Source organism: Octadecabacter dasysiphoniae, assembly GCF_021532615.1.
GTDB lineage: Bacteria > Pseudomonadota > Alphaproteobacteria > Rhodobacterales > Rhodobacteraceae > Octadecabacter > Octadecabacter dasysiphoniae.
The window spans coordinates 449,176-466,243 of the sequence record NZ_JAKGAQ010000001.1 but is presented as its reverse complement, the minus strand read 5'-3'; the positions used below and the strand labels follow the sequence as shown (position 1 = coordinate 466,243).

Annotated in this window: 15 protein-coding genes; 1 reads left to right on the top strand and 14 read right to left on the bottom strand. The window is 54.1% G+C overall.

Annotated features, from left to right (window positions below):
* Position 1: 1 nt before the first annotated feature.
* The 4 genes from L0664_RS02210 to L0664_RS02195 form a co-directional block, all read right to left on the bottom strand.
* The gene (locus L0664_RS02210; protein ID WP_235223993.1) at positions 2 to 190 is read right to left on the bottom strand and encodes a hypothetical protein; all 189 of its coding nucleotides are present in this window, start codon (positions 188 to 190) and stop codon (positions 2 to 4) included.
* Positions 187 to 1,125: a carbohydrate ABC transporter permease gene (locus tag L0664_RS02205; protein ID WP_235223992.1), complete on the bottom strand. Its 939-nt coding sequence runs from the start codon at positions 1,123 to 1,125 to the stop codon at positions 187 to 189. The genes L0664_RS02210 and L0664_RS02205 overlap by 4 nt, the downstream gene beginning before the upstream one ends.
* On the bottom strand, positions 1,122 to 2,069 hold the full coding sequence (locus L0664_RS02200; RefSeq protein WP_235223991.1) for a carbohydrate ABC transporter permease: 948 nt from the start codon (positions 2,067 to 2,069) through the stop codon (positions 1,122 to 1,124). The genes L0664_RS02205 and L0664_RS02200 overlap by 4 nt, the downstream gene beginning before the upstream one ends.
* Before the next feature lie 138 nt (positions 2,070 to 2,207).
* The gene (locus tag L0664_RS02195) at positions 2,208 to 3,542 is read right to left on the bottom strand and encodes an ABC transporter substrate-binding protein (RefSeq protein ID WP_235223990.1); all 1,335 of its coding nucleotides are present in this window, start codon (positions 3,540 to 3,542) and stop codon (positions 2,208 to 2,210) included.
* A gap of 195 nt (positions 3,543 to 3,737) precedes the next feature.
* On the opposite strand from L0664_RS02195, the gene L0664_RS02190 reads away from it, so the two are divergent.
* Complete coding sequence (locus L0664_RS02190; RefSeq protein ID WP_235223989.1) at positions 3,738 to 4,796, top strand: LacI family DNA-binding transcriptional regulator; 1,059 nt, start codon at positions 3,738 to 3,740, stop codon at positions 4,794 to 4,796.
* Here the strand turns inward: L0664_RS02190 and L0664_RS02185 are convergent.
* The 10 genes from L0664_RS02185 to L0664_RS02140 form a co-directional block, all read right to left on the bottom strand.
* On the bottom strand, positions 4,793 to 5,314 hold the full coding sequence (locus L0664_RS02185; RefSeq protein ID WP_235223988.1) for a hypothetical protein: 522 nt from the start codon (positions 5,312 to 5,314) through the stop codon (positions 4,793 to 4,795). The two genes, L0664_RS02190 and L0664_RS02185, sit on opposite strands and share 4 nt — an antisense overlap.
* Before the next feature lie 127 nt (positions 5,315 to 5,441).
* Positions 5,442 to 7,850, bottom strand: a complete 2,409-nt coding sequence (locus L0664_RS02180) for a DUF6923 family protein (protein WP_235223987.1) — start codon at positions 7,848 to 7,850, stop codon at positions 5,442 to 5,444.
* Positions 7,851 to 8,095: 245 nt separating this feature from the next.
* Positions 8,096 to 8,797: a peptidoglycan-binding domain-containing protein gene (locus L0664_RS02175; RefSeq protein ID WP_235223986.1), complete on the bottom strand. Its 702-nt coding sequence runs from the start codon at positions 8,795 to 8,797 to the stop codon at positions 8,096 to 8,098.
* On the bottom strand, positions 8,797 to 10,122 hold the full coding sequence (locus L0664_RS02170; RefSeq protein ID WP_235223985.1) for a DUF3131 domain-containing protein: 1,326 nt from the start codon (positions 10,120 to 10,122) through the stop codon (positions 8,797 to 8,799). Before L0664_RS02170 ends, L0664_RS02175 begins: the two co-directional genes overlap by 1 nt.
* Positions 10,119 to 11,945: a glycosyltransferase family 2 protein gene (locus L0664_RS02165; RefSeq protein WP_235223984.1), complete on the bottom strand. Its 1,827-nt coding sequence runs from the start codon at positions 11,943 to 11,945 to the stop codon at positions 10,119 to 10,121. Before L0664_RS02165 ends, L0664_RS02170 begins: the two co-directional genes overlap by 4 nt.
* A 3-nt stretch (positions 11,946 to 11,948) precedes the next feature.
* The gene (locus L0664_RS02160; protein WP_235223983.1) at positions 11,949 to 13,097 is read right to left on the bottom strand and encodes an acyltransferase; all 1,149 of its coding nucleotides are present in this window, start codon (positions 13,095 to 13,097) and stop codon (positions 11,949 to 11,951) included.
* On the bottom strand, positions 13,094 to 14,821 hold the full coding sequence (locus tag L0664_RS02155; RefSeq protein WP_235223982.1) for a DUF3131 domain-containing protein: 1,728 nt from the start codon (positions 14,819 to 14,821) through the stop codon (positions 13,094 to 13,096). The genes L0664_RS02160 and L0664_RS02155 overlap by 4 nt, the downstream gene beginning before the upstream one ends.
* On the bottom strand, positions 14,818 to 15,219 hold the full coding sequence (locus tag L0664_RS02150) for an ATP-binding protein (RefSeq protein WP_235223981.1): 402 nt from the start codon (positions 15,217 to 15,219) through the stop codon (positions 14,818 to 14,820). The genes L0664_RS02155 and L0664_RS02150 overlap by 4 nt, the downstream gene beginning before the upstream one ends.
* A gap of 17 nt (positions 15,220 to 15,236) precedes the next feature.
* On the bottom strand, positions 15,237 to 15,581 hold the full coding sequence (locus L0664_RS02145) for an STAS domain-containing protein (RefSeq protein WP_235223980.1): 345 nt from the start codon (positions 15,579 to 15,581) through the stop codon (positions 15,237 to 15,239).
* Entirely contained in the window at positions 15,559 to 16,761 is a 1,203-nt protein-coding gene (locus L0664_RS02140; RefSeq protein ID WP_235223979.1) for a PP2C family protein-serine/threonine phosphatase, read from the bottom strand. The genes L0664_RS02145 and L0664_RS02140 overlap by 23 nt, the downstream gene beginning before the upstream one ends.
* Between the last annotated feature and the right edge of the window lie 307 nt (positions 16,762 to 17,068).

Here is a 17,068-nt window from a genome sequence, read left to right as displayed (position 1 = left end):
ATTACTCCGGAAAATGGCTGACGATGATGAACATCACCGTGCCGACAAGGGTGACAATGAAGGAATAGCTGTAAAGGCCGATCACGAAGGGCTGCATCAGCATGATGACCCCCAATGCGATCAGGATCGTCGCCAGCATTTCCCAGGGACCACGGCGAAGCCGCAGCAAACCGTTGAGTATATTCATCATTTGCGGACTGCCCCGAATGTGATCCCGCGCAGCAGATGCTTGCGCAACAGGATGGTGAAAACCATGACCGGCACGAGGAAGATCGTCGCGCCCGCCGCAACTGCAGGCCAATCTTTGCCCGATGTGCCGATGATTGTCGGGATGAACGGTGGTGCCGTTTGTGCCGTGCCAGACGTCAGCAGAACCGCAAAGGCATATTCATTCCATGCAAAGATCAGACAGAAGATGGCGGTGGATGCGATGCCGGTGGCGGCCTGTGGTAGGACCACTTTGTAGAACGCCTGGAACCGTGTGTAGCCGTCGATCAGGGCCGCTTCTTCGTATTCAATCGGGATTTCGTCGATGAACCCTTTGAGAAGCCAAACCGACAGGGACAGGTTAACGGCGGTATACAGCAGGATCATCCCAAGGTGCGTGTCGTTCAGGCCCAGATTGCGGAACATCAAAAAGATCGGAATGGCGACCGCGATAGGCGGCATCATCCGCGTGGACAGGATGAAGAACAACAGATCATCCTTTAGAGGGACCTTAAAGCGGCTGAACGCGTAAGCGGCCATCGTACCTAGAACCATGCACAGAAACGTCGATCCAAATCCGATGATGACTGAGTTCAGGAAACGTTCGCCATACCGTGATGGGCCGGAAATGACGGTGCCACGTTCGCGGGCAATCTGGTCATACCAGGTTTCGGCAGGTCCTGCGGCCTCGATCATGTCAGGGGTCGCACGGGTGCGGTCGGTGAACAGGTTCACGTACCCCTCAAGCGTGGGTTCAAAAACGACCACGGGTGGATAGGCGATGGAATCTGCGGGGGATTTGAACCCCGTCGCGACAATCCAAAGCAGGGGAACCAAGGTGATGCAGGCATAGCCGATCACCAAAATTCCGGCGAACCATTTGGTGCCCTTTGTGGGCTCTGTGACAGAAAAGCTCATCTTTCTTTTACCTTGTTCAGGGCTTTGACGTAGATCGACGCAAGGCCAAAGACGGTCACGAAGAGGATCACGGCGTAGGCGGACGAATAGCCCGTGCGCCATTTCTCGAATGCTTCGCGTTTGAGGTCGATTGAGGTCAGCGTGGTGGTGTTACCCGGCCCGCCCCCCGTCAGTTGCACGACCAGATCGAACATCTTGAAATTCTCGATCCCGCGGAACAGCACGGCCAGCATTAGGAACGGCAGCGCCATAGGGATAGTGATTGTCCAAAACTGGCGCCACTTGGATGCACGGTCACATTCGGCGGCCTCATAAATACTGTCGGGAATGGATCGCAGGCCCGCCAGACAGATCAACATAACGAAGGGCGTCCACATCCATGTGTCGGCAATCACGATTGCCCAAGGCGCCAGATGCACATCGCCAATCATCGAAAAACTTGCCGGATCAGCGCCGGTAAAGAACGCGACCACATAGTTAAACAGGCCAATTTGCGGCTGATACAGGAACGTCCAGAAATTGCCGACAACAGCGGGGGACAACATCATCGGGAAGACGATGATCGTCGTCCACATGTCGTTGCCTTTGAATTTCTTGTTGATCAGATAGGCGAGCGCAAAGCCGATCAACACCTGCAACGTGATCGTCCAGATCAGGAAATGCGCGGTGGCCTGCATCGTGTTCCACACATCTGGATCATTCAGGATGCGTTCGTAATTGCGCAGCCCAACCCATTCGACATCATTGTTGGGGCGGTTCACGCGAAAATTGGTAAAGCTCAGCCGGATCGTCCAGATCAGCGGAAAGATATTCACGGCCAGCAGCAGGAAAATCGTCGGCGCGACAAATATCCACGCAATTGTCCTGTTAGACAGCCCGCGAATGCGCTTTGCCATACTATCGGGCGTCTTTGCTGCCGCTGTTTCCATGGGGGAAAGGGTCATGGTGTGTGTCCTTGTCGCGGGGCGTGCATCCCTCGCGCAAACGTCAATGTTCAATGAAGGGCGCCCTGGCCAACCAACCGGCCGGCCAGAGCTGTTATCTGACGCCCCACTCAGGAAGGGCATCCGACAGGGAGGATGTTAAAGCTTGTCTTCGTCTTCAAACACTTCGGTCCAATCACGAACCAAACCGTCCAGGGCCTCTTGGGCCGTGCCGTCACCAGCAATGACAAAGTTGTGCATGCGCTCCTGCATTGGGATCAAAAGGTCCGCATAGGCAGGCTCTGCCCAGAAGTCTTTAACGATCGCCATGCTGTCAAGGAACGTCTGCGCATACGGCTGGCTTGTGGCGAAATCATCAGCTTCGACAACGGCGCGCAGTGCAGATGCGCCACCCAGATCCCACCAGCGCTGCTGGATTTCAGGCTGCGCGAACCACTGGATATATTCCAACGCCGCGTCCTGCTTTTCGGAATAGGCAACAACCGAAATGCCCTGCCCGCCAAGCTGGGCGAACTGGCCTGCGGGGCCTGCGGGGTTCGGGAAAAACCCGGAATTGCCGCCGCCAACAGTTTCATCCGCTTCCACACCGGGCCACACGAACGCAAAGTTCATCTGCATCGCGACCTGACCAGAACGGTAGGCATCGATATTTTCGCCCATGTACCAATTTGACGATCCCGGAGGCGTCCCGACGTCGTACAGCTCCTTGTAAAACTCAAGACCGGCAACCGCCCCTGCGGAGTTCACAAAACCATCCAAATCATAGGGTTGATCCGGGTTTTCATACTCAAAACCAAAGTTATAAAGCGCGTTTGTGACACCCATCGTGATGCCTTCGGACCCGCGCTCTGTGTAGATCGCAGCGCCATAAACAGTGGTGCCATCGACGTCACGACCTTGGAAAAATTCGGCGATGTCCTTGAGCTGGCCGAGGTCAGCTGGCGCATCGAGAGCATAGCCATACGTTTCCATAAACTCGGCCTGAAGCTCTGGGCGTTCAAACCAGTCCTTGCGGTACGTCCAACCAACAACATCCGCATAAGCTGGCAGCGCATAGTAGTTTGGCGTGTTCTTTGGCCATTCCGCGTAACCGGTTACCGTCGCGGGCAGAAAATCGTCCATGCTGATGCCGTTCGCATCAAAGAAATCATTCAATTTCACGTAGTGGCCATTTTCAGCGCCGCCCCCGATCCACTGGCTGTCACCGATCATCAGGTCACACAATTGCCCGCCCGAGTTCAGCTCATTCAGCATTCGGTCGGCAAAGCTGGTCCAAGGCACGAATTCGAAATTCATCGTGTGGCCGGATTGTTCTTCGAAATCCTTGCTTAGCTCAATCAGGGAATTCGCAGGATCCCAAGCGGCCCAGCACAGTGTCAGATCAGTTGCATAGCCATCAGCCATCGCAGAGCTAGCGAGGCCGGATGCAATGATCGCGCCCACTGCTGCTGTGGTGAATAGGTTCTTTTTCATAAGGGTAACTCCTCCCAGTTATGGCGGGACATGGCTCCCCGCCACGACTCACGCTCCCTACATTGCTAAATGAGGCACGTGCGTCAATGCAACATATTTTTGATGCACGTGCCTCAAAATGACCTATAATCCTCGAAACACACTGCTAGACGGGACCGAAATGATGCAGTTGTGACAGGGCAAAGGTCTGATAAGATGATGGAATACGCATTGATGGACGTCAGAGAAGTTATGTTAAGACCCACCACGAAAGACCTCGCGAAAGCGGCTGGCGTCAGCCGCGCGACAGTGGATCGGGTCTTGAATGGACGTGAAGGCGTGAAAAAACGAACTGTGGATCGCGTAAACGATGCAATCCAAGAACTCGGCTTTGTGCGCAACATTCAGGCTGCAAACCTTGCACGATCCCAAAGGTACAGATTTGTTTTCGCTCTCCCACGCTCGGGTGACCTGTTTCTAGAAGAAATCGTGCGCCATATTGACGAAGCAAACGAGACGTTCGCGACCGACCTCGTTTGGTGCGATGTGGTCCACATTGATGAAAACGATCCCCATAGCATTTCGGCCTTTCTTGCAACGCTCGATCCGAACGAGACAACCGGCGTCGCGATTATGGCCCCTGAATCGCCACAGGTGCGTGACGCGATCTTTCGTTTGCAAGAACGGGGCGTAGCCGCGCTGCCTTTCATCGCCGATCAATCTACAATGGAAGAACATTGGGTCGGAACAGATCACCATGCCGCAGGCGCAACCGCAGCGACGCTTATTGGCCGGTTTTGCCCTGCACCTGAAGGCTCTGTCCTCGTCATCTCCGAAAGCATGAGGTCACGCGACAGTCTTGAACGTCGGATCGGTTTTGACGCCGAGATGAACCAACATTCCCCCGGATTGCGCCCCCTGCCCTCCTTGGAAACGTATGGCGACGAAGAACGCGCTGAACGCGTTATTTATAATTCGGTCATCAACAATCCGGACCTCGTCGGGGTATATGTGCTGTCATCCGAAGCCCGCGTGCCGCTAACGATCTTGAACGAAAATATGAACACCGATCATCTGATCAAAATTTCCCATGAACGCACCCCGTTCACTGAGGCGGCCCTTCGAAACGGAAGCCTCGATGCTGTCATTGCGCAAGATCCTGGCCATCTTGTCCGCAGCGCTGTCAGAAAGCTAAAGGCAATAACGGACAAACGTGTCGCGACGGGATCGCAAGAACGCATCCGGGTAGAGGTTTTGCTTCGGACAAATATCTAAATGTGTCCTGTCGGAAAAGCCAGTATTTTCATATCAACAGAAGAGCCACCAGCAGTTTCACCGATCTGAACAATTGTGCGCCGATAGGACTCCGCGACTGACTTGGAGGGTGTTGAATTACGGTTCACAACGTCATTTTGCCCGAAAATAGGCGCTGAATTCCCAGCATTCCTCAAGGCGGGAACGCCCAACATTCGCTCCACCGTCGTCTTAGCCATTGCACTGCGTGGATCGGCCGCTGTCCCTTCATACGACAAACCCTTACTCGCAAAAGCGGCCTTCGCTGGCAAAGATATGTCTTGTGGGGATGCATCTGAACGTTCCCGTTCCAGAATTGACAAAAGGAAATCTGCCGCGGCATTCATGGCGGCCATTTTTTGCGTCGCCCCCAAGACATTATTACAGATATCGGGATGATGCTTGAAAGCCATCGAACGACGGGCAACCCGTACATCAACCGGTGAAGACCTTTCAGACAGTCCAAGCAAACGGAGCGCGTGTCGCCGTGTCATATACATTGTCGTCACTCCAATCCGCAGTCGGGAAATTCGCAATTTGAACGCTGATACTGGCAAGTATGCCGGTCGGAATCTTTCTGTCATTCCGACCGGCCCTGTCTTGCCGGATGTTCAAATGTCTTGCGCATCAAAAAATGAAATTGTCACCACTCAGGTCATCTGCGCTGACCGATTTAAGAACAATCCGGTCACCGTCCTGGCCTCCATCCAGAAGCTGAAGATCGATAACCGTGGCCCACCCATGATCCGTCGTGGCGTCTTCGACGCTTTGCCGATCCGTGAAAAACTGCGACAAATCAACGATGTCCCTGTCCACTTCGAAGTCATGAACATAGTCTTTTCCGGTTCCGGATGAAAAAATGAACGTATCTTCGCTGCCATCGCCGGACCAGCTCCCGCCCCAAAGATGGTCATTGCCAGCGCCGCCTTCGATGACGTCTGATCCGGTTCCACCGACAATTTTGTCGACGCCTTCGCCGCCAAACAGGCTGTCGTTGTTCTCTCCGCCGTTCAGGTAATCATTGCCCGCGCCGCCAAACATCTCGTCATCGTCGGCCCGGCCCCAAAGTTTGTCCTTGCCGTCCTCGCCGTGCAAAACATCGTTTCCGCCTCCGCCAAATAACTTGTCATTGCCTTGCCCGCCGAACAACAGGTCCTCGTTTGCCCCACCATTGATGTGGTCGTCACCTTCGTTGCCGTAAATCTCGTCATCACCGCGGCCACCCCGCAGAACGTCGTTGCCGCCGTCCACCAAAGTCAGTGTTGGTTCACTGATCAAAACCGCCGCGTCCGCATCGATTTCCGCGAAAGGATCAGCAGCGCGCGGGTCAACCGCACCGTCGTTGGATCCAGTGGTGGGGGCTTCTGACATGAACTCGGCATAGGCCTGGCCCGTTTCCCAATCGGCGTGAACCTGAAAGATCGCGCCTTCGGTGCCTGTGGACGCATCTAGATCATGGTCCCCTTTATTAAGGCCAAAATACAGATTGCCTTCACCGTCCAAAAAGACCGCACCAAAGGCCCCTTTCACAAGACCCGTTTCCATTTCGTCGCCATACAGCGTGCCCGTGATCGCGATTTCTGTGAATGTCGGCATGGCGCCCTCGGTCACACCGCTGACGTCGATCTTTACAACCTTGCCCGCCTGGCCGTTCTTGCCCGGGGAAACGACAGCGTAAAAACTGCCATCTTTATCATTAAAGGCGATGTCGTATGTCCGATCGCTGAACAAATCTTTCGGGAATTTGTAGTGGTCGATATGTGGATTGCCATCTGCATCCAACTGATCAACATCAACAACGCTCACGCGGTCAATGCCCGACTGGAATGTCCAAAGATTTCCACTGCCGTCAAAATCACCAACGTAGTCGCCATAGAACCCGTCACCAACGCGGTAAGTTTCGCCAGATGCATCGACCATCACAATGTCAGACGTGCCGACAGCATTCCCCAAAGAATCCGTCCCGTTCGACTTGGCAACACCATAAATAAGGTCGTCTTCGATGTTGAAACCGATCGAATTAATCTTGAAATCGGGCTGGTCCCCGACGGTAACGTAATCCTTTGATTCAACATCAAAGACGTTCAACTGACCATCGATCACTTGATACAATTTTGCCTGGCCCGGTGCGAACGCATCGACAACAACACTGGTTCCGCCCGATTCAAATTCGACCTCATAAGAAACAATCGGCCCGTCAAAATTATACGTAACATCGCCTTCGCTTTCGACGGCCTTAAAGCTTAGTTCGCCTTCGCTTCCTGTGCTAACAACATCGATCTGGAATGTTTCGTACGCGCCGGACGTTGTTTGGACAGTATCGATCACTTCACCGTTCCACATCACATCAACGGCACCGGTTGACTGGCCACCAGCCAGGTTCGCAGCCAGACCGAACGAAATTGTGTAGGTTTCACCGGCGATGGTTTGCGCGGATTGTGAAATGACGGCGTCACCAAATGTATCCGTCATCGTCCACGTGCCGCTGTCGGCAAAATCTTCGAACGTTGCGGCCCCGGCGCCTGCGCCGTCCAGAAGGTTTTCGCTTTGAAGATCGCCGTAGATGACATCATCACCGGAACCACCATTGATCGTGTCGTTGCCGTACCCGCCCTCAGCAAAATCATCGCCGCTTTCAAGGTTCAAGATATCGTTGCCATAGCCGCCAAAAACAAAGTCGTCACCGCGACCAGCATTTGCTCGGTCGTTACCGGCACCAGCAAAAAGCATGTCGTTGCCGCCGTTGCCCAGCAGGACATCATTGCCCGCGCCCGTGGTGATGGTATCCGAAAACGTGTCCGTTCTGCCGTAATCTGACACGATGACGGCGTCCGCATCGTAATGCCATTCCCCATCGTAAAAGGTCCATTCCTTGCCAACCATATCGCCCGCAACAAGATCATTTTCTGACGCGGTGCTAATGCGGTCGCTGCCTTTAAGACCGTTGATGCCAACGGCACCTTCTACGTGTTGAATGACGTCATTTTCTACTGTTCCAAGAACGTCGAATACGGTTGGGGTAAGGATATCTTTCATGGGAGCGCCTATCTCTTTTCTAAATGTCAGGACCGCTAGAGGAGGGAAAGCGCGGCCCTGACCGTGTATGATTTCGTTGGATAGTGTTTCGCAGACCAGCGAGAAAAATCATAAGGGTCAAAGAGATATCGAAAGTCCCAAACGGATAGGACCTCTAGACGCGTGGCTATTTTCTTTATCTTTATGCACGCCAAAGGGAACACGCAGCCGTGCATCCAGCGTTCCCTTGAAAAGGAATTAGGCGTTCAGGAGCCCGAACAGTGCAAACGATCGAGCTGTGAAATCAGATCAGGAATTGACGTATCCCAGCCGGAATTTTCGACGTGATCATCCATCGCTTCGAATGTCGCGGGCCCCAAAAACCCGTCAACGACGCCGGGATCAGAACCGACCATGATCAGCAGTCTTTGCATGATCGCTACATCGCTTTGCTCATCGACAAGCGCGACACCGCAGGTTTCCTGTACAGCACCCTCTAACGGATTTTCGGTAGGGGCCTGTTGATCAAACGTGGTTTCCGCCACCCCAACATCTGTCGGCGGCTCACCCGTGGGCTGGGCTGCGTCAGCGTTAATTTCGGGGCTAGGGACAAAACACTGTTCAAGACGGCGGGCAACTTGGGGTGCATTCGCTGGCGGGGTGCCGATTTCAGTCACGGCACAGGTTTTCGCGCTCAGATCACAGATCAGCTCAATCGACCAATCTGAATCCGATGGCCCCCCGCGCAATGTCGCGGTTGCATTCGCGAAAATCTTGTACTGATACCCGTCCAATTGTCCTTCTTGCCAGAACCCCGGAAATTGTGAGGACGGCACATCCGTCACATGAGACACAACATCCGTGGCGCCCGGCAACGGCACATCAAAGGTGTCCGACACGCAAGGTGCGGCCAACGCCGGCGTTGCAGACGCCCCCAAAAGGCAAATGGCAAGACCCGCAAAACGCATTATTGGTGCGCCCGGATCAGGGGGCCGTGAACGCGAAACGCAAGCGCGGCCAAGACAAGCGCATTGGTGTTCACAGTGATTGAAGAATTCGTCGTTCCATCGGCTTCGTAGATGCCTTCTGGCCATCCGCGGGCCGGATCACCAAGTGGTGCGATTTCCGTGATCAATTCGCGGGTGTAATCCGTCCCGAACAAGGCATCCCAAGCGAACGCAACTTTGGTTGTTACCGTCCGTCGGCTGTCCATACGATCGCCGCTAAATGTCATCACGGCCCATTCCGCGCCGCCGCCCCAAACGGACGAGTAGACGAAATACGGCGCGACATCGATGTGGGATTCGCTGACAGCTGTTAAGATACCGGTATTGCGATAACGCGCCTCTTGGGCTGCGTAGATCGATGTCGCAAACCGCGCAGAACGGGCATCAAACCCGAACTCCAGTCCGTCAAAAAGATAGGGTTCACTGACGGTGAAGGCAGGCGTGATATTTCGATGCAGACGCGTGTCGACAGGGATTGGTTGGCCTTCAACGTCACGCACCATCAAATGGCTTTCCGCGTCATAGGCGCGATAGGTGTCAAACCCGAACAGCATCATCGCCTTGGCGGCGTATTGTTCATACCCCACACGCCCTTCTTGATCGCGGCGCACCGCACCATCGGCAATATTGCCGCCAATCAGCTGACCATCTTCGATCATCTGCGACAGGTCCCAGCGTTCCAGCACACGGGCGGTTTTGGAGGCAAGTGCGGGGTAGTTTGCATTTACGTGGCCCAGTGCCGCAACCATCCGCGCGATATCCAGCGCAGACCAGCCCAGCCCTCGTTCAACCGGCTGGTTCGCATAATTAACAAGCTCACCCGTGCGGACATTATAGGCCTTGTTCGGCAAAACCCCGTCAAACAACCGCATGGTGTAAAGCGTGTCCAATGCCAGATCGATCCGCGCAATTGCTTCGTCTTCGTCGATAACGCCAAGGCGGTTGGCAGACATGACGGCCACGAAATAGGATCCAGTTTCCCACATCGTTGTGGACGGGTAATTGTCAGTCGAATTGACCAGTCCTGTCGTGGGATCAGTATTGTTCTCAAAATACCGCCAAGCGATCTGCGCGTATTCCAAATCATCCGGCCCGGACGCACCGGTGATCGCCAATGGCAATGGTGTGATGTCTTCGAACTGTGCCATCTGCGTTCCCACCTGTTCGCCCTGTTTGTTCGTATCCGCACTGCGATCAATCGCCGTCACAAGGGCAAGCCCGCACCCCAGTGCGACCAGGAAAATAATGTGGCTTCGTGCTTTGATTAGGTTTGTTTTCAATGTCATGATGCGTCGCTCTTTTCGATGGCGCTGGGAACCCATAGGGCCGCGCCGATGATGCCGGCCATGGCCAGACAATTGTTAAAGCCCCAAAGGACGTTTGATATAACGCCCGTTGCGGAATGTGATGTGATCCCAAAGCCGAAGCCAAACATGGCCCAGATGGCGGCCAGACCCGTCGCAACAACGACGGCAATTTGTGGCCGCACCAACCCGAGGAAATTACCCGATTGACGGACCTTTGGCGTCACTTTGAACGAAATCGTCTGCCCGCGAACAACAGACCAGATCGCGCGCATTCCAAGCGGGAAGAACGACAGATAACTGGCCTTTGCGGCGAACCCCGACACGCCCCATGTGCCCGCCATCATCGCCAATTCAAGCGTGACCAAAAACGGAATCAGGTGCCAAAAGAAGTCAGCAGAATATGCCGAAACGGGCGAAATACCGGTGAACAAATAGATGATGGGTGCGATCAAGAAGATCATGTTCCAGATCGGCGCGAGGTAGGAATAAAACGTCGTGGCGTACATGACCCGCTGCGGGAATGTCAGGCCACGACGAAACAACGGATTGTCATTCACCAAGATATCAAGGCTTCCGCCTGCATATTTGTAGCGCTGCACGGTCCACGTCAAAAGGTCTTGCGGGGACAGCATCTTACTTTCGACGATCGGATGCATCTTGGATTTCCAGCCCCGTTCACGATCTGAATGCAGCACGATCGAGGTGTAGATGTCTTCGGACACGTGAAAACGGTAGGGCGTCAGAATTTCTGTCGTGGCCGCCTCTGTCCGGATTGCGTCCATCATATCAGGCGCGATATCGCGTTCCTTGCTGGATACTGTGATGACTTCTTCGGTGGCGTGCATCCGGTTTTCGACCTGCGCGCCAAAGCTGCGCAAGGCCGCTTCCATGACGGCTTCCCGGCGATGAATGGACCCTGCCCCGCAACAAAACGACGCGTTCGCCCAATTCCTGCGCCGCTGGATGATGTCGTAAAACATTTTTGGATCGCTCACGAATGGATCAGTGCCAAGCTGGACAGGACCAATAATCTTTTGGATGGCACGTCCGAATGTTGCACCTTTCGGCCCGATCTTACGGTCCAGCATGGTGTCCAGCGCCTCACCGTCGGGAAGGTCATAAAACCATTGCGGCGTCTGCACCCAGGCCATTTTAGGGTCTTGGAAATAGCCGAGGGTATTTTCGAGGATCGTGGGGAAAGGCCGCGTGTCAGCGTCACAAATGACCAGAATATCACCAGACGTCTGTTCCATCGCATGCCGCAGGTTGCCAGCCTTGAACCCTTCGTTGGTGCTGCGGGAAATGTAATTTGCGCCAGCGGCCTGCGTGACAGCACGCATTTCATCGCGCCGACCATCATCCAGAACATGAATGTTGATTTCGATGGGATGCGGATAGGTAATGTTCTGGGCATCAAGAATGCCCAACAGCACAAGCTCCGGATCTTCGTTGTAGGTCGCAAACATCACATCAACGGACAAAATACGTTCATGTTCGGGATGATCAGGAGAGATATCGCCCAGCGTTGCAGGCGCGACAGGAACCTCGATTGGGTCATCTTTCCAGAGGTTGAAAACAAACAAGACCATGCCGAAAAACGCAAAGGTTTCCGCCAGCACCAAAGGAATGGCAAACCACATTGCATCCGTGTTCAAAGACGCCGTCCAGCGCCACCAAATATACCATGCGCCAACAACCAAGGCGACGGTTGCCAAAAACTGCCACACAAGTTCGCGCACAGCTGAATAGGCCAGCGGCGGTTCTGGTGTGCGATCTTCGTATTTGAGGAAATAGTCATCCATGATCTACGCCCCTGCCCGCTTGGATCGAACAACGTCCCAAGGCGTCGGGCCAAGCCCGATTGTCCACGCCAGTGGTTTTAGCTGCGACAATCCATAAGCCAAGGCAAACGACGCGGGGAGAGCAACGGCAAACCGCGCAACAACGATCATCCAAGGATCCATCACAACCGACAGGCCCGACCCGAAAATGATGATGTCAAAAAGGTCAATAACCAGCGGATGCACAAGGTAGACGCCAAACGTGTAGCTGGCCAAGACTGTCCAGCGTGGCGACCATTGCAGGTACTGCCCGCCGATAAAGACGAAGAACACAAAGATCGGCATCAAGAAGTGGCCGTAGAAATCCCATCCTCCCCGAACGCCCCAAAACCCCGTTTCGAATGCCGTGTGAAAAGAGGGCAGTGTTGCGACATAAGCGAGAATAGCAAAGTAGAACCCGCATCGGCGGATCAGACGGGATTCGCCACGTGGGATACCATCGTTCCAAAGTCCGTAAATCGCAAAAGCGGCCATTCCATAACCGACATAACCCAGAACCTTGAGCGCGCGAACAAGGTAGTCGCGCAAGACCGGATCGATTTCCAGTGCCCAAAGAAACCCTTGGGCGTTGTTCATGACACCAATGGTGATCACAACAGTAAGGCCCAAAATCGGGAAGCGGGTCGCAGAGCGCATGACAGGATAGAACAAGAATAGCGCGAACAGGGTCGGCAAGAAATGCATGTGGTATTGGGATTGACCGAGTATCAGATAACCGATCCAGCTTTGGGCCTGTCCCAATTGATCCCAGATATCAGGCGCGTAGTCGAATGTGTCCGCTTTCAAAAGACGGAAGAAAGCATAGAAAACGGCCCAGAAAACAAACGGCACCAAAAGGCGCTGTGCCTGCGTTGCGATGGCGCTGCCATATGTCGGCATTTTCTTGTCGACCCGCATGGCCATCAAGAAAAGAGAGAACATAAAGAACATCTCTGATCCTGAAAATTCGCCAATCGAGCGTAGGAAAACCGGAACGAACCGGTCCCCTTGCGCGGCATCTGGAAAGGCTTGCCCGTCGAAATCAGTCGATGAGTGAATAAGAACCACACCAAATGCCGCAAAAACGCGATTTGCATCGAACCAGACAAGTCTTGGTTTTGATGACGATGTCATGGGTTTGACGCCGGAACAGGGCAGCTGGACGGCAGAACCTGACGCACCTGTGGTAGCGCAAGATTGTGTTCGGTCGTGCTGCAATCTGTCGCCCCAACCTCAGAGCCGCCAACAACTGGCCGGCAATAACGGAATGCCTCGACCGGAATAACCGGTGCGATCCGGGTGGCATTGGCACAGGCGCAGCATGGCACGTCTTGGATCATGCGGTTGGGGTGACATTTGTTGTCGCGAATGTCCGTGCCAACGAACGCGGTATCCCAGACATGGGTGTTCTCGTTCACACGCTGAAGGATCGGGCCCTGCACTTTATAAAGCAAAGCGGCCAAAATGATGCCGTTGTTGTTGGCGGTCTGCAAAGGAATGAAACCGTTGCCGTTTTCATAAAGCCCTTCATAAAATCCACGATCAGGCTGCGAAAGATCAGCGACCGTTTCAAACAGAAGATCCGTGTAATCCGTGTCCCATAACGCCCACATGCCAACAGCGGCTTTTGCTGAAACCGCAGCGCGATCCGGTTGGTATTCCCCTGTTGGGTCAAGCGTGTTCCACGGATATCCATTCGCGAAAATGCTGTCGTATACAAAATATGGGCTGCCTTCCACTTGGTGCTCCGACCGCGCCGTGATGACGCCGGTTTGTTCAAATCGACGCTGCTGAACCAGATAAATCCGGTTGGCAAATTCGGCACGCCAACCATTGCTGGCCGTCAATCCGTCGTTAGACATATCATCCGGCAGGTCCCACCCCATTTCGAGGCCATCGAGAATATAACCCTCGGTCAGGACATAGTTCTGGTTCTTGAAAACCCGTGGGTCACGGCCATCAAATGGGACGCGAACCCCGAAAATTTCAATGTAATCCAGCGGCTCGGGCGACATCGCGCGAGCCACATCAAACCCCCAAAGCGCAAAACCCTTTGCGGCATATTCCTCATATCCAAGGCGGCCTTCCTGAACATAACGGGTTTCCCCGTTGCTTTGCGTAAAAGAGCCGAACATCCGGCCATCATCATTGATAAGATTACAGAAATTCCAACGCATCGGGACGTTATCAACCCCGTTGGCAAGATGTGGATGACGTTCTTTTAGGATTTGGAGCCAAACCAACAAGCGGCCGATGTCATTGGCAGACATGCCAATCTCACCTGGTTCATTGGCGTAATCCACCATCGCCCCGGTCGCGGCATTGTAAACCTTGTTCGGGGCTTCGCCACGATACAGGGGCAAGTTGCGCAGCGTGTCGATCAGGCGGGTGGCACGGTTGTCGAATTCACGTTTGTCGATAACGCAAAGCTCATACGCCGCAACGAGAGCACTGACATAAGACGCCGTGTCCCAAAGTGTGGTCGACGGAAAGGCACCAACCGCATTCACCAAACCGGTCTCGGACTGATAGCTGCTTTCGAAATAGGACCAGGCCGTTTGGGCCATCGCGAACTCACGCGGGGTCAGCGGCCCGCTGCGGCCAAAGTGCGCGGACGATTGAACAAGCGATCCGCGCATACAGGTTGGCACCACCGGTTCACCAAATTGAAACGACAAGGGTGAATCGGACGTGATCGTCACACTGCGATAGTCTTCACCGTCAACGGTTATTCCATCAATGGTGATCGCCAAAACATCGTCACCTGTGTCTTGTGCGGCGACGTTGGATAGTGGCAACAGCGTGAAAAATGTCGCTGCTGCACCAAAGAGCCATTGCATAGGTTTGACCATTTTCATTGATCCGTCTCCAGTTTCGAAAATTTGAGGGATAGACACATACGATCGCCTTGCGGGGCGTAATCTGCATGGTCAGCGCATTGCATAATAAGGCCGAGGCCACGGCCGCTTTCGGCCAATGGATCCACATCATCGAGCGATTGCGCGTGATCGCGCAGATCGAAACGCGCCGCACCAACGGGGTCAAAAACCCTCAGAATGACGGCAGCGGGGGTTTCGGTCAGCTCGATTTTTATGGGCGCGGTTGTGTCATCGGTTTTGGCGTGCTTCACCAGATTGGTAAGCGCTTCGGACGCGCAAACCTCGAACTTGAAAAGCCCGGATTGGTCCAACACCTCATCCACAAACGCCTTCAGCGACACAACCGTTCGGTCAACATCGTTCAGATCATTTTGCATATGAAAGGTCTGTTGGATCACAGGTTTTCTGCCATCTTTTCAACGGCATCGTTTACACTGGCGTGTGTCTTGAACACACGATCCATGCGGCAAATCTTAAACATCTGGGCCACATCAGCGTTCAGACCCGACACAGCCAGATCACCGCGATAACCGATCTTTTTCAGGACACCGACCAGCGCGCCAAGACCTGATGAATCCACAAAACTGACGTCTTTGAAATCAACGACCAACTGGGCCTCACCGCCTTCGATAATTGCGGTGACGTCATCTTTGAAGGCCTTTGCGTTGGCCGCTGTCAGGCGTTCAAAACCGGGGCGGATCACAGTGATCCCGGCGTCATCGGTGGTTGTGTGTATCATGGGTAGTCCTCCTTTTGAGGGCGAAGATCGTAAGATCGTCTTCGAGGGGTTTGCCACTGCGCCAATCGGACAATGCAAAAACCATTTTTTCAGGAATTTCATCCGCACGCGCAGAGGCAATCGTCGCCGCAACCTTGCGCACACGTTCGTTACCAAAAGGCTCATGGGCGGTATTTTCGGCTTCGGACGCGGCATCCGAACAGATCACCAAGGCCCCGCCGATATCGACATCGTGGACATTGTTTTCATACGAGGCGGCACCGATCAGGCCGACAGGAAAACCGCCATCGCCAACAGGTTCGGCCGATCCTTTGTCAGTGACGTAAAACGGTGATGGATAGCCCGCTTGGCAGTAGGACATGCGTCCTGTTGATGTATCGACCACACCGCAGAACATGGTGAAATAGTCGTCATTGTCGGATGCGCTAAACCGTTTGTTCAACGCATCGATCAGGGCGGCGGGGTCTGGTGTGCCGTCCATCGCAAAGGCCTGGCTTTGGAAATATTCGGGCGTGATCAGGTGGCCGATGGCGACCGACAAAAGCGACGCATGAACGCCGTGACCGGATACATCGACCGCGTAAAACCCCATGTTGCCGTCTTCCAATTCAAAACAGCCAAACATATCGCCCGACACGATCGACGACGGAACAAAGGCCGACGCCACGCTGAACCCCATGATGTCTTCGTGCAGGTTCGGCAAAAGCTGCCGTTGTGCGGCGGCGGCGGCGCGCAGATCTTCTTGAATGCGTTCGTTTGTTTCTTTCAAAACGCGGGTACGTTCTGCCAATTCCGATGCATGGGCAATCAGGCGGGTGGCCGTGCGCAGGCGTGCCTTTAGCATCGCGGTGCTGCTGCCTTTGGTGATGAAATCGTCAGCACCCGCCTTTAGCGCCTCGTCGCGCACTTCGACTTCGTCCGCGCCCGTCACCATGATCACGTGTACGTAATAATCCAGATCCAGATGCCGCACTGCTTTGGTCAGCCCGATCCCGTCCAAATGGGGCATCTCAAGGTCACTGATCAGGATCTGCGCGCCGGTTTTCTGGATCAGATCCAACGCAGCGCGCCCGTCTTCGGCCTCAATAGGTTCAAACCCAAGACCGTTGATAAGGCTGCACAAATACAAGCGCTGTAATTCGCTGTCTTCCGCAACTACGATTTTCAACGGCGATGTCACGACAAGATACTCACAAAACTGGGGTCTCGCTGCCGAAAAAGTCGATCCTCGACACAACCGTGGATAGCGCGACAAACCGACAAGAAGATGGCAGGCGCGATAATAGTCCCGTTTTCTTTAACAGGGTCTTCACGAAATTTTCGGGGGAGTTTCACGCACAAAGCGTCACAACATGACCCAACATCGCAACGCGCAATGAACGCATTGATGTGATGGTTGTGTGTGGTTCGCCCGTCGTGCATTTCATCGTCTCCTTTGAGACGGAAATAACATGCGCATCCTTCGCATTCATCAGGACGTAAGGCTT